Source organism: Caulobacter sp., assembly GCF_965279145.1.
GTDB lineage: Bacteria > Pseudomonadota > Alphaproteobacteria > Caulobacterales > Caulobacteraceae > Caulobacter.
Genome location: NZ_OZ257139.1, coordinates 2,881,423 through 2,894,615, shown reverse-complemented (window position 1 = coordinate 2,894,615; position 13,193 = coordinate 2,881,423). Strand labels below are relative to the sequence as shown.

The following is a 13,193-nucleotide window of genomic DNA, read 5'->3' as shown; positions in this document are numbered from 1 at the left end:
GCGAGACATACCAACGTCGCACAAGGCGAGGTGGGTGACATCGATTCCTCCTCTCGCCCAGCAATTGCGAGCCATATCTCGGCCATCCGGCTCCAGTGCCTGTTGCGAGACGCACAGAGTTAGCGCTACCATTACTCTGACATGGGATAGCCTGAGATCTCACGCGCCATGACGTCGGCGGCTTTGAGTTTCCACGGCGCTTGAGCGCGACGCTGAACCCGGGACGCTGGCGCATCGCTCCCGCGTTTCGTCGGCACGATCATGACGGCCGTCGGTAAGACCAAAAACAAAGGGAGAAACGCCTTGAGACACCATGACGCCATTCAGTCCAAATGCCGAAGCCGGACCTTTCGCACGGGCCTGGCCGGCCTGACCCTGACCCTGACCCTGACATTCGGCTTGGCCACGGGGGTCCGGGCGCAAAATGACAAGATGACGCCCATCCCCGTCCCGGCCCAGCCGACCGCCATCGTGCTCGATACGGGAACCCTGCCTGGCCCGACCTCGCCGGAATCCTGGCACCGCCAGTACAACAGTGTCTTTGCCCGCAATGTCACGGTGGCGACGCTTACGCCGTTCCTTCCGGATCCGGCCAAGGCGACTGGAGCGGCGGTCATCGTCGCGCCCGGCGGCGGATTTCGCACCCTGTCGATGGAGAACGAGGGCTGGGATGTCGCCCGGGCGCTGGCCGACAAGGGCGTGGCCGCTTTCGTGCTCAAATACAGGCTAAATCCAACGCCGGCGGACATGCCCGGCTTCGAGCGCTCGATGGCGGAGATGTTTTCAGCCACAGCGCAGAGACCCCGCCCCGATCCACAAGCCGCGCTCGCAGGCCTGGCCCCGCAAATCGCCGACTCTCGCGCGGCGTTCGCGCTCGTTCGGAAGAAAGCGGCCGAATGGCGGGTCGACCCCGACCGCATCGGCATGGTGGGCTTTTCCGCCGGCGCCATGCTGACCCTGGCCACCACCCTGGCGGGAGAGGACGCCAAGCCTGCGTTCATCGGCCTGATCTATGGCCCGCTCACCGCCGTGGCCACGCCCGCCGACGCCCCGCCGATGTTCGTGGCGCTCGCCGCCGACGATCCCTTCTTCGCCAACAGCGGCTCAGGACTAATCGACAGCTGGCGAGCCGCCAGGCGTCCGGTCGAGTTTCACCTCTATGAGCAAGGTGGGCATGGGTTTGGGATGTACCAGAAGACCACGACCAGTACGGGCTGGTTCGACGCCTACATTCGCTGGATCGGTATGCACGGCCTGTTGAAGCCGAAGTCGTAGAGGCTCGCAATGGCCGCGCGCTTCAGGGTAAGGGATCGCAGGTAACCTGTCCGGACGGGCCTGAGAGCCCCCTCACCCGGCCCTTCGCCCCCCCCCCTCTCCCGCAAGGGGAGGGCAAGAGCCCTGACGCTCCGGCTACTTGAACAGGTCCGCGGGCGCCTTGGCGTCGCCCGGCGTGTATTCGTAAATCGACACGCCACGCGCCTCGGCGTCACGCATCAGCACCTCGCCGCTCAGACGCATGGCGCGGGAGAGCGCCACGATGTGGTCTTCGCCGATGCCGCGCAGTCTGTGCCGTTCGCCCAGGAACGTGAAAGACGCACTCGCCCAGTGCGTCTCGCAGGTGTCGCAATAGGGCGCCGGCTCGACGGTGTGCGCCAGCTCGAAGCGGATCGGCAAATCCTGCTCTTCGCCGTCGGCGCCCTGAAAGTGGACGACCCGGGCCGCGAAATATTCGAACGGTACGGCGTCCCAGTCGCACATGCAGCTCCCCCTCGCCCGGCCGATCTCAACCTAGAGCAACGAGAACAAAATAGCAACTCTTGAGTGCGTTAGCCCCCCCGCCGTGCGCTCCACCAGATCCGCCAGCCGTTCGGCCGCGTCGGGCGTGGCCACGCTGCGCGCGCCGTCGGCCATGCGGGCCAGGCGCTCGGGGTTCTTGAGCAGGGCGTTGAGGGCGCCGGCCATGGCGTCGACGGTCAGTTCGTCTTCCAGGCACACGGCCGCGCCGCCGGCTTCTTCAAGAAGGCGGGCGTTGAAGCGCTGGTGGTCGTCGGCGGCGATCTTCAGGGGGACCAGGATCGAGGGGCGGCCGGCGACGGCCAGTTCGGTGCAGGTCGAGGCGCCCGAGCGGCCGACCACCAGATGGGCCTGGCGCAAATAGCCGGCCATGTCGCGGAAGAAGGGCGCGACCTCGCAGTCGACCATGGCGTTGCGATAGACCTTGCGGGCGTGCTCCATGCTCTCGGCGCGGGCCTGCTGGAAGACCTTCAGGCGCCCGCGCATCTCTTCGGGCAGCTTGGCGATGGCCTCGGGGATCAGCTCCGACAGCAGGCGCGCGCCCTGGCTGCCCCCGGTGACCAGGATGCGCAGCTGCACTTCCGGCGGCAGATAGGGGACGTCGAACAGCGCGCGCACCTGGGGGCGCACGGGGTTGCCCACGACGTGGGCGCGGGCCTTGACCCGTCCGGGGGCCATTTCCAGCGTCGGGAAAGCGCAGGCCACTTCTGTGACGCGGGAGGCCAGGAAGCGGTTGACGCGACCCAGCACCGCGTTCTGCTCGTGGATCACCGTGGGGCGGCCCTGGCTGAGGGCGCCCAGCAGGGCGGGCAACGCGGGATAGCCGCCAAAGCCCACCACCACCGCCGGGTCCAGGCGCTTGAAGGCGCTGCGGGCCTGCAGCACGCCCTGGGCGACGACGAAGCCGGCCTTGATCATGCCGATCGGGTCGCCGGCCTTGGCGGTGGCGGCCGACAGGGCCAGACGCTCCTGGGCCGGGAACTTGTCGGCATAGAGCGCGCCGCGCTCGTCGGTGGCCAGCACCACGCGCCAGCCGCGCGCGGCCAGGGTCTCGGCCAGGGCCTGGGCGGGAAACAGATGGCCGCCGGTTCCCCCGGCGGCGACGACGACAAGCTTGTTCATGTCAGGCGAACGAACCGCCCTGGGCGAACTCGCCCGTGGGTCCGTAGGCGCCCGGCCGCTTGCGCAGCAGGGCCAGGGCCAGGCCCAGCGTCAATCCCATGGCCAGCATCGAAGATCCCCCGTAGCTGATGAACGGGAGCGTCATGCCCTTGGTCGGGATCATGTTCAAGTTCACCGCCACATTGATCATCGCCTGCTGGCCCACCAGCACGAACAAACCGGCCGCCGCGACCTGCTCGAAGGTGTCCGACAGCTTCATGGCCTTGTAGAGGCCGCGCACCACCACGAAGGCGAACAGGCTGATCAGGGCCAGCGAGAAGATCAGGCCGTATTCCTCGGCCGCCACCGAATAGATGAAGTCGGTGTGCAGGTCGGGCACGTGGCGCTTCATGACGCCCTCGCCCGGTCCGCGTCCAAACAGGCCGCCGGCCCGGATGGCCTCGGCGGCGCGGGTGATCTGGTGGGTGTCGGCCTGGTCGGGGCTGAGGAACTTCTGCACGCGGGCATGCACGTGGGGGAAGACGAAATAGGTCGACATCAGCCCGCCAACGGCCACCACGCCCAGTCCCATGATCCAGCTGATCGGCACCCCGGCCATCCAGAACGCCGCCCCGAAGGCGACGGTGATCAGCACGGTCTGGCCCACGTCGGGCTGGATCAGCAGCAGGCCCACGGCGATGAAATACAGCAGGAAGGCGATGGAGACCCCGGGCACGCCCTCGCCCTTCTGGCCCTCGGCGAACATCCACGAGACCAGCACGATCAGGGCCGGCTTCATGAACTCGGACGGCTGCAGGGTGAAGCCGCCGAACTGCAGCCAGCGGGTGGCGCCCTTGGCGTTGTGGCCGATGAACGGCAGGGCGATCATGATGCCGATCGCCACGATATAGATGAAGAAGGCCGCGCGCCGCACGCCCCGGGGCGACAGCATCGACACCGACAGCACGATCATCGCCGACATCGCGGCGAACAGGCACTGGCGGATGGCGAAATGGAACTGGTGCTCGATGCCCATCCGCTGGGCCGCCGCCGGGCTGGAGGCGAATGACAGCAGCACGCCCAGCGTGACCAGCAGGGCCGTGGCGCCCAGCAGCCAGCGGTCGGTGGTCCACCACCAGATGCCGATCGCGGTGCGGTCGGTTCTGGCGAAGGCGTGGGTGGTCTGGGTCGACATGGGCGGAGAGTCGGACCGCAGGGTTAATGGAAGGTTGCTTGACCGTCGCCGCATGGTGGACATGCGGCGAAAGCCCGCGGAAAACCGCCGTCAGACCGGCTGGCGGTCGGCTACGCCTTCTGCTCGACGATCCACGCCTCGATGCGCTGCTCCAGCACCGCCATCGGCAGGGAGCCGTGCAGCAGCACCGCGTCATGGAATTTCCGCTCGTCGAACCGCTCGCCCAGCGCCGTCTCGGCGCGACGGCGCAGCTCCAGGATCTTCAGCTCGCCGACCTTGTAGGCCAGGGCCTGGCCCGGCCACGACACATAGCGGGCCAGCTCGACCTCGATATTGACCGACGACAGGGCGGTGTTGTCGGTGAAGCAGGCCCGGGCCTGTTCCAGGCTCCAGTGCTTCCAGTGCAGGCCGGTGTCGGCCACCAGCCGGCAGGCGCGCCACATCTCGTAGGACAGCCGCCCGAACAGCTCATAGGGGTCGCGATAGATCCCCATCTCCTCGCCCAGCCATTCCGAATACAGGCCCCAGCCTTCGCCATAGGCGTTGAAATAGAGGCTCTTGCGGAACTCCGGCGTGTCGGTCTGCTCCTGGGCCAGGGAGGTCTGGATGTGGTGACCGGGCGCGCCCTCGTGCAGCACCAGGGCCGGCAGCTCATACAGCGCCCGCTGGTCGAGGTCGGAGGTGTTGATCATCAGGCCGCCGGCGCGCCCCACCTTGGGATCGCCGCCGAAATAGCGGCCGGTGGTGTAGCCCTTCTCGATGCTGGCTGGCACGGGGCGCACGCCATAGGTCAGGCGCGGCAGGGTTCCGAAATGCGCAGGTAGCTGATCGTCGGCGCGCTTGGCGATCTCGCTGGCCTTCTCCAGCAGCTGCTGGCGGCTGGTGGCGTAGAAACGCGGGTCCTTGCGCAGATAGGCGATGAACTCGGGCAGGGTTCCCTTGAAGCCCGTCTGCTCCATCACCGTCTGCATCCGGGCCCGGATGCGCCGGACCTCGCCCTGGCCCAGGTCGTGGATCTGGTCGGGGGTCAGGCTGGTGGTCGTGTGACGCCGCACCAGGAACGCATAATAACGCTGGCCGTCGGGCAGGTCGGACGCCGCCAGGCTGGTCGCCGCCTTGGGCAGGTATTCGCTCTCCATGAAGGCGACAAAGCGCGCGCGGGCCGGGGCGATCCGGGTGGCCAGGATCGTTTCGCCTTCCGCGATCAGGGCGGCCTTGCGGTCTTCCGGAACCCCGACCGGCAGGGCGCGCAGCGGGGCCAGCAGCGGCTCGTCGGCGACCGGGGTGGCGGCGGCGCGGCGAGCGCGGTCCAGAACCGACCAGGCGGTCGGGACGGCCTGGACGAAGCCGCTCCGGATCCCGCGCCGGGCGTTGGCGATATTGGCGTCGTACCACTCGGGCGCGCGGGCGATCAGCTCCAGCCACTTGCGGGCCTCGGCCTCGTTCTGCAGCCTCATGCCGTTGGCGCGATACAGCAGGCTGACGTCGAAGCCGCCGTCGCTGGAGAACGGCATCCGCGACTCGTCGAACGCCAGGCCTTCGATCCGCTCGTCCAGCGTATAAACGAGGATCTGGGCGGTCAGGCGTTGTTCCGGGGTCAGGCGCGCCAGATCGACCCCTGAGAGCAAGGCCCTGGCCTGGATCAGCCTAGCCTTCCGCTCCGCGTCGGCTTTCTGGCCCACGGCGGGCAGGCGCCAGCGACCCGCTGCGTCGCCCCCGCCGTCATCATCCTCGCCGCCCGCATTGGCGGCCTCATAGGCCTTGACCGCCTGGGCCAGACCGTCGCCGGCGACCGGAGCGGCCGCGGCCGAACCCGTCATCAGGGCGACGGCCAGCAGACCGGAGACAGCCCCGCGCGATGGACGATGATCAAGCATTGGGAATCCCCCCGGGAAGGCCGACGGGGACCGGTTAGATCAGGAATCAGCGCGACGCCAAAGTCCGGGCGAAGGACCGGTGGCGTCGGTTTCAACGATGTCCTGGAACTTGTGAGAAATTGGAGCGGGCGAAGAGATTCGAACTCTCGACCCCAACCTTGGCAAGGTTGTGCTCTACCACTGAGCTACGCCCGCATCCGGATTTCTCGGGTCTCGTTCCATTCTTCCAGAGTGGAGGAATGGAGCGGGCGAAGAGATTCGAACTCTCGACCCCAACCTTGGCAAGGTTGTGCTCTACCACTGAGCTACGCCCGCATCGTGGAAGCGAAAGAACCGCCCCGCGACGAGGAGGCGGCTTATGGCAGAGCGATCCGGCCTTGGCAAGCGCCCTTTGAGGGGTTGCGGAGCGGGATTTTTCGGGGGCTCATTCAGCCCCTATCGCATTGGGGTGGCGGAGTTTCGATCTTGCGTCTGTTCGTGTTTGGCCTGGGCTATGTGGGGACGGCTTTCGCCCAGGCCCTGCGAGCCAGAGGCTGGGATATCGCCGCCTCGGCGCGGTCGCCGCGGCAGGCCGAAGCCTTGCGCGCGGCCGGGATCACACCGGCCGATCCTGACGACAAGGACGCCATGAGCGCGGCCCTGACGGGCGTCAACGCCGTGCTGATCACCTCGCCGCCCGGACCGGACGGCTGCTTTGCGCTGGAATCGGTGATCCCCGCCCTCGCCCAGGCCCAGGCCTTCCCCGACTGGATCGGCTATCTGTCGACCACCGGCGTCTACGGCGACTTCGAGGGCCGCTGGGTGTTCGAGACCTCGCCGCTGAAGGCCCAGTCGGTGGAAGGCGCCCGCCGGGTCGGGGCCGAGCGCGACTGGCGCCAGGTCGGGCGCGGCATGGGCCTGACGGTCACCACCTTCCGCCTGCCCGGCATCTATGGCCCCGGCCGAAGCGCGCTGGACCGCCTGCGGGCCGGCGAAGGTCGCCGGATCGTCAAGCCAGGCCAGGTGTTCAGCCGCGTCCACCTGGACGACATCGTCTCGGGTCTGCTGGCCTCGCTGGACCAGCCCCGGGCCGGCGGCATCTATAATCTGTGCGACGACGAGCCGGCCCCGCCGCAGGATGTCATGGAATACGCCGCCCGGCTGCTGGGCGTCCCCGTGCCGCCGGACCTGCCGTTCAACACGCTCGGGATGTCGCCGGCGACGCGCCGCTTCTACGCCGAGAACAAGCGCGTCTCGAACGCCCTGGCCAAGGCCGAGCTGGGGTGGCGGCCAGCCTATCCGACCTATCGCGAGGGGTTGAAAGCGATCCTTGAAGGCGGTGGCTGACGGTCCGCACGACTCCGGGATCCGGGATGCCGCGCCACATTAAATAAAATTCAGGCGCCTCCATTGGCCGCCTTTGAGGCCTCTAAGGTTGAGTAGCCATCGAGAGCGCCTCATGTTTCGCCCCATACGCCAGCCTTTCCTTCGTCTTGTGATCGCGAGCGCCGCTGCGCTGGTGATGAGCGCGGGCGCCGCGCAGGCGCAGGACTATCGGCCCAGCTTCCATCCCGACACGCTGAAGGGACCGCCCGCCGGCAAGGTCAATGAAGTCCTGGTGCTGGGCACCACCCACCTCTCCGGCCTGCCCAAGACCTTCGACATGGCGCTGCTGGCCCCGCTGGTGGATCGTCTGGCGGCCTGGAAGCCTACCGGCATCGCCACCGAAGACCTGTCGGGCCTGCAGTGCGACGCCTTGCGGCGCTATCCGGCCCGCTACGCCGAGACGGTGAAGACCTACTGCTACGATCCGACAATGGCGGGCCAGGCCGTCAGCCTCGACGTGCAGGCGGCCAACGCCGAGGCCGAGCGCCTGCTGGGCGCCTGGCCCGCCCAGCCCACCGCCGCCGAGCGGCGACATCTGGCGGCCGTGTTCATGGCGGCCGGCGAGCGAAACTCGGCCCTGGTGCAATGGCTCCGGTTGCCGCAGGCCGAACGCGTTGCCGGCGACGGCCTCAACGACGCGCTGGCGACCTATCTGGAATCCTTCAAGAGCCGCCGCAACGAGTCCACCCTGATCGCGGCCGTGCTGGCCGCCCGCCTGGGCCACGAACGCCTGTGGAGCGTCGATGACCACTCGGCCGACACCCCTGACAGCAACGACCCGGTCGAGCAGAAGGCCTGGGAGGCCGCAATCCTGAAGGCGTGGGACAACCCCTACAGCCACGCCCGCCGGGCCGAGAACGAGCGCCTGCAATCCGACCTGGACAAGCCGGACGGCGTGCTGAACCTGTACCGGGCCTACAACAGCGCCGACGCCCAGATGATGGCCTTCAAGGGCGACTTCGGCGCGACGTTGGTCGAGCCGTCGCCGCAGGGCTTCGGCCGGCGGTATCTGGGCTATTGGGAAACCCGCAACCTGCGCATGGTCGGCAATATCCGCGACGTGCTGGGCCAGCATCCAGGCATGCGGATGCTCGCCATCGTCGGGGCGTCGCACAAGGGCTACTACGAGGCCTATCTGAACCAGATGCACGACGTGCGCCTGGTCAGCGCCGACGCCGTGCTGCGCTAGGATGGCTTGAGGGGCGACGGGTCGAAAGCGGGCCAGGGCAAACACGACCCGGCCCGCAGCCGCCTACTCCTCGTCCGGCCCGATATCGGCCGCCGCCCAGGCCGCCGCCGAGGCCAGGCTGGCGCCCCGGGCCCGCGCCGCTCGCGCCAGACGGCGCGCCACCGGATCGTCGTCCACCTCGACCAGGGACCGCGCCTCGATCACCGCCGCGACCAGCCGCTCCAGGTCCTGCGGCCGCGACAGGCGATGGTCGCCGTCCTTGATCAGGGTGAAGACGACGTCGTCGCTCTTCAGGGAATTGGCCAGTTCCAGCGCATGGGTCCACGGCACATCCGGATCGGCCCCGCCTTGCAGGACACGAACCGGAACGTCGATCGGAACCTCGCCCTGCAGGATCGACCACCGCGCGCCGTCTTCCAGCAGTTCGCGCGTGATCGCATAGCCGCCGTCGTCATACTCGGAAGGCCGGATCCAGAAGCCGTCCCTGGCGATGGCCGCCCTGGCCTCGTCCGATAGCTCCGGCTCCATCAGCTTCTCGGTGAAGTCAGGAGCGGGGGCGATCAGAACCATGGCCTTGACCCGATCAGGCCGGGCGATCGCCGCCAGACACGCGATCCAGCCGCCCATGGACGAGCCGACCAGCACCAGCGGCCCCTCGGTCAGCTCGTCGATCACCGCCAGGGCGTCCTCACGCCAGCGGCTGATCGTGCCGTCGCGAAACGGGCCGTCAGACTCGCCATGGCCGAAATAGTCGAAGCGCAGATAGGCCCCGCCCGTCGCCTCGGCCTGCTCGGCCAGGACCTGGGCCTTGGTCCCCGTCATGTCGGAATGGAACCCGCCCAGCCACACGACGGTGGGGCCCTCGCCCCTCACCTGGCGATAGGCGACGCGGTTTCCTTCGGTCCTGGCCAGAAACTCTGGGTATTCGGTCATGGCGCGGCCTCGATCCATTCGCTAACTAAGCTCGTCGTTTCAGCCGAGAGTCGCGTGACCGACCTACCCGCCGATTTTACCCTGCTGCAGGTCACCCCCGAACTCGAGACGGGCGGCGCCGAACAGACCACGATAGATGTCGCCCATGCGGTCGTGACGCAAGGCGGCAAGGCGCTGGTCGCGACCAAGGGCGGCCGGATGGCCTCGCGCCTGGAAGCCGACGGCGCCCGCCTGGCCCAGATGCCCGCCCAGTCCAAGAACCCGCTGGTCATGCTGGGCAACGCCGCCCGGCTGATCGACCTGATCCGGCGCGAGAAGGTCAGCCTGGTCCACGCCCGCTCGCGCGCCCCGGCCTTCAGCGCCCTGTGGGCCGCGCACGCCACCAAGACCCCGTTCGTCGCCACCTATCACGGCGTCTATAACGCCAAGTCCAACCTCAAGCGCTGGTACAACGCGGTGATGACCAAGGGCGACCTGGTGATCGCCAATTCGGAATATACCCGCGCTCACGTGATCAAGGAGCATGGCGTCGATCCGGCCCGGGTGGTGGCCATCCCGCGCGGCGTCGACCTGACCCGCTTCGAGCCCGGCATGGTCGGTCACGAGCGCATCGAGACCCTGCGCCGGGCCTGGGGCGTCGAGGCGGACGATCGCCGGCTGAAGGTGCTGCTGGCGGGCCGCCTGACCCGCTGGAAGGGCCAGTCCCTGCTGATCGAGGCGATGTCTCGCCTCAAGCAGGCCGGCCAGGACCGTATCCTGCTGCTGCTGGTCGGCGACGATCAGGGCCGCAAGGCCTATCGCGCCGAGCTCGAGGCCCAGATCGGCGCCGCGGGGCTGGAGGGCGACGTGAAGATCGTCGGGCATTGCGACGACATGCCGGCCGCCTATCTGCTGGCCGACCTGGCCATCGCGCCCTCGCTTGAACCCGAAGCCTTCGGCCGCACCGCCGTGGAGCCGCAGGTGATGGGCCGGCCGGTGCTGGCCGCCGACCATGGCGCGGCCCGCGAAACCGTGCTGAACGGCGAAACCGGTTGGCTGGTCGCCCCCGGCGACGCCCAGGCCTGGGCCGACGCCCTCGTGATCGCCCGCGACGCCGGCGCGGCCGCGCGCCAGACCATGGGACAAACCGCCCGCGCCCGCGCTCGACGGTTGTATTCGGTGGACGCCATGTGCGAAGCCACCCTTCAAGTTTATGCGCGCGTACTGGAAGCCAGAGTTTTGGAGCGGAGACCGTGAGCAAGGAGATCAAGAAGGTCCTGGTGATCAAACTGGGGGCCCTCGGCGATTTCGTTCTCGCGCTCGCGGCGATGAAGAAGATCCGCGAGGCGCACCCCAAGGCCAAGATCACCCTGCTGACCACGCCGCCCTTCGAGGCGCTGGCCAAGCTCAGCCCCTATTTCAACACCGTCGAGACCGATGGCCGCCCCGATGACTTCGGCGACCTGACCCGGATGCTGGGCCGTCTGCGCGCGGCCCGCTACGACCGCGTCTACGACCTGCAGACCAACAGCCGCACCAACTGGTATTTCCAGGCCCTGCGGCCCTTTCCGCCGCAATGGAACGGTATCGCCGCCGGCTGCGCCCTGCCCCAGAAGGGCAAGGCCCGGCTGCGCATGCACACCCTTGAGCGGCAGGCCGACCAGCTCAAGGCCGCCGGCATCTGGCCCGACGCGCCGACCGAGCCCGGCAACGCCCCGCCGCCGGACCTGTCGTGGATCCTGCGCAAGCACAAGGAAGCCCGGCCGGTGGCCGGCGCCGCCGCGCCGCGCCCCTATGTGCTGTTCGTGCCCGGCGGCTCGGCCCACCGGCCGGAAAAGCGCTGGCCGGTCGAGGCCTTCGCCCAGCTGGGGTCGCTGCTGAAGGCGCGCGGGCTGGACATCGTCATCATCGGCGGACCGCAGGAAAGCGCCATGGCGCGGGCGATCCAGAAGTCCGTCGGCCAGGCCCGCGACCTGACCGGCCGCACCGACTTCGCCCAACTGGCCGTGCTGGGCGCCAAGGCGGCGCTGGTGGTCGGCAACGACACCGGCCCCACGCACCTGCTGGCCGCTTCCGGCGCGCCGACCATCGCCCTGTTCTCGGACGCCTCCGACCCCGACCTGTGCGGCCCGCGCGGCCACGTGGCGGTGATCAAGTCTCCCGATCTGAAGGCCCTGCCCGTCTCAACCGTGGCCAGCGCGGCGATGAGCCTGCTGCCTTAGTACCCCGCGTACCGTCCAGGCCGGTGGTTGGCGATGATCACGGCGCTCAGGGCCACCGCCGAGAGAATCGACAGCAGCAGCTTGGCCGGGCTGATCACCGCGAAGGCGGCCGCGACGATCAGGCAATCGGCGATCATCTGCACCTTGCCCGCACTGACGCCGCGCTTTTCCTGAAGATACAGCGCCAGCACCCCGACGCCCCCGACGCTGGAGCGGTGCCGGGCCAACGCCAGGATCCCCATCCCGATGATCGTGCCGCCGAAAATGGCCGCGAAGATCGGGTCGACGCCCGTCACCTTCAGCCAGTGCGGCATGCCGAACGCCAGCCCCGCCAGCAGCAGGTTGGTGACCAGGGTCTTGACCGTGAACGCCCAGCCCAAAGCCCGCTGCGCCAAGACGTAGAAGGGAATATTGAGCACCAGGAACACCGTGCCGACCGGCCAGTTGGTCAGGTAGGAGATGATCAGCGCCACCCCCGCGACGCCTCCGGTGACCAGTCCGGCGGTCTTCAGCAGGGTCAGGCCCACGGCGATGAAGCTGGAGCCGATCAGCAGGGCGTGGACGTCCTCGAGGGGCGTGTGGCGATGTGTGTCAGGGGGCAAGGCGGGTCGTTATCCGTCAGGGAAAAAACATGTTCCCGCCCGGCCGTTTCCGTCCCTGATACGCCTTGCGCCCAAAAGGATTGGCTGCGCTGGCGCCTGTTTGGTTCGCGCCGCTTGATACAGGGCGCCCGGCAGGTCATATATCATTTCCTCGCAGCGCGCTTTCGCGCGGCGCGACCTCGTTCAACTGTACCGGAGCCGCCCCTATTCGCCGTCCTATGCAAACGCCGCCCGTCAAAGACGGACCGCGTATCAACGATGAAATCCGCGTCCCGCGCGTCCTGCTGATCGACCAAAACGGCGAGAAGCAAGGCGAGATGCCGACCGCCTCCGCCCTCGAAGCGGCGGAAGAAGCTGGTCTGGACCTGGTGGAAATCGTTCCGAACGCCAATCCTCCCGTCTGCAAGATCCTGGACTACGGCAAGTTCAAGTTCCAGGAGCAGAAGAAGAAGAACGAGGCGCGCAAACGGCAGAAGATCGTCGAGCTCAAGGAAATCAAGCTCCGCCCCAACATCGACATCCACGACTACGAGGTGAAGACCAAGGCCATGACCCGGTTCTTCGAGGAGGGCGACAAGGTCAAGGTGACCCTGCGCTTCCGCGGCCGTGAAATGGCTCACCCCGAGCTGGGCATGAAGCTGCTGATCAAGGTGAAGACCGACTTCGAGGAAATCGCCAAGGTCGAGTACGAGCCGCGCATGGAAGGCCGGCAGATGATCATGATCCTGGCGCCGCGCTAAGCCGCCGCTCCGGACTCTCGTTTCCGGATCAACGCCCCGGCCTCGGCCGGGGCGTTTTTCGTTTGGGCTGGAGCCTGCTTGCACCCAAAGCCGGAAGCGCGAGATCCAGTTCGCCGCGATTGCTCCGCGCTATAATGTCGCAATCACCTTCCACAAATCCCTTAACCCAGAAGGGCCTACCCTGAAGGCATAGGTT

At 67.9% G+C, this 13,193-nt stretch carries 12 protein-coding genes and 2 tRNA genes; 6 read left to right on the top strand and 8 right to left on the bottom strand.

The annotated features are described in order from the left end of the window. Positions 1–303: 303 nt before the first annotated feature. Complete coding sequence (locus tag ACQY9P_RS13510; RefSeq protein WP_421738764.1) at positions 304–1,275, top strand: alpha/beta hydrolase; 972 nt, start codon at positions 304–306, stop codon at positions 1,273–1,275. 135 nt (positions 1,276–1,410) lie between these two features. Here the strand turns inward: ACQY9P_RS13510 and ACQY9P_RS13505 are convergent, their stop codons facing one another. From ACQY9P_RS13505 to ACQY9P_RS13480, 6 genes are all read right to left on the bottom strand, one after another. Next, a complete protein-coding gene (locus tag ACQY9P_RS13505) occupies positions 1,411–1,758 on the bottom strand; it encodes a hypothetical protein (protein WP_421738765.1) in 348 nt (115 codons plus the stop codon). 30 nt (positions 1,759–1,788) lie between these two features. Beyond that, positions 1,789–2,916 (bottom strand): undecaprenyldiphospho-muramoylpentapeptide beta-N-acetylglucosaminyltransferase, encoded by a 1,128-nt coding sequence (murG, locus tag ACQY9P_RS13500; RefSeq protein ID WP_421738766.1) that lies wholly within the window; start codon positions 2,914–2,916, stop codon positions 1,789–1,791. Between the two features lies 1 nt (position 2,917). Further along, positions 2,918–4,090 (bottom strand): putative lipid II flippase FtsW, encoded by a 1,173-nt coding sequence (gene ftsW, locus ACQY9P_RS13495; RefSeq protein WP_421738767.1) that lies wholly within the window; start codon positions 4,088–4,090, stop codon positions 2,918–2,920. 110 nt (positions 4,091–4,200) lie between these two features. Further along, on the bottom strand, positions 4,201–5,967 hold the full coding sequence (locus tag ACQY9P_RS13490; protein WP_421738768.1) for a DUF885 domain-containing protein: 1,767 nt from the start codon (positions 5,965–5,967) through the stop codon (positions 4,201–4,203). A gap of 120 nt (positions 5,968–6,087) precedes the next feature. Further along, positions 6,088–6,162: transfer RNA gene (locus tag ACQY9P_RS13485), tRNA-Gly, on the bottom strand. A 45-nt stretch (positions 6,163–6,207) separates the two neighbouring features. Next, positions 6,208–6,282: transfer RNA gene (locus ACQY9P_RS13480), tRNA-Gly, on the bottom strand. Positions 6,283–6,432: 150 nt separating this feature from the next. Between ACQY9P_RS13480 and ACQY9P_RS13475 the strand changes: the two genes are divergently transcribed. Both ACQY9P_RS13475 and ACQY9P_RS13470 read left to right on the top strand, forming a co-directional pair. Continuing rightward, a complete protein-coding gene (locus ACQY9P_RS13475) occupies positions 6,433–7,293 on the top strand; it encodes an SDR family oxidoreductase (RefSeq protein WP_421738769.1) in 861 nt (286 codons plus the stop codon). 112 nt (positions 7,294–7,405) lie between these two features. Further along, a complete protein-coding gene (locus tag ACQY9P_RS13470) occupies positions 7,406–8,521 on the top strand; it encodes a DUF5694 domain-containing protein (RefSeq protein WP_421738770.1) in 1,116 nt (371 codons plus the stop codon). 63 nt (positions 8,522–8,584) lie between these two features. On the opposite strand, the gene ACQY9P_RS13465 is transcribed toward ACQY9P_RS13470, so the two are convergent. Next, positions 8,585–9,454, bottom strand: coding sequence for an alpha/beta fold hydrolase (locus tag ACQY9P_RS13465; RefSeq protein WP_421738771.1), 870 nt, complete (start codon positions 9,452–9,454; stop codon positions 8,585–8,587). Positions 9,455–9,508: 54 nt separating this feature from the next. On the opposite strand from ACQY9P_RS13465, the gene ACQY9P_RS13460 reads away from it, so the two are divergent. Together ACQY9P_RS13460 and ACQY9P_RS13455 are read left to right on the top strand one after the other, a co-directional pair. Continuing rightward, positions 9,509–10,690 (top strand): glycosyltransferase family 4 protein, encoded by a 1,182-nt coding sequence (locus ACQY9P_RS13460; protein WP_421738772.1) that lies wholly within the window; start codon positions 9,509–9,511, stop codon positions 10,688–10,690. Continuing rightward, the gene (locus ACQY9P_RS13455) at positions 10,687–11,655 is read left to right on the top strand and encodes a glycosyltransferase family 9 protein (RefSeq protein WP_421738773.1); all 969 of its coding nucleotides are present in this window, start codon (positions 10,687–10,689) and stop codon (positions 11,653–11,655) included. The genes ACQY9P_RS13460 and ACQY9P_RS13455 overlap by 4 nt, the downstream gene beginning before the upstream one ends. Here the strand turns inward: ACQY9P_RS13455 and ACQY9P_RS13450 are convergent. Then, a complete protein-coding gene (locus ACQY9P_RS13450; protein ID WP_421738774.1) occupies positions 11,652–12,257 on the bottom strand; it encodes a YitT family protein in 606 nt (201 codons plus the stop codon). The two genes, ACQY9P_RS13455 and ACQY9P_RS13450, sit on opposite strands and share 4 nt — an antisense overlap. A 218-nt stretch (positions 12,258–12,475) precedes the next feature. Here ACQY9P_RS13450 and infC point away from each other — a divergent pair, with 218 nt between their 5' ends. Beyond that, a complete protein-coding gene (infC, locus tag ACQY9P_RS13445) occupies positions 12,476–12,997 on the top strand; it encodes a translation initiation factor IF-3 (protein ID WP_419255817.1) in 522 nt (173 codons plus the stop codon). Positions 12,998–13,193 lie beyond the last annotated feature (196 nt).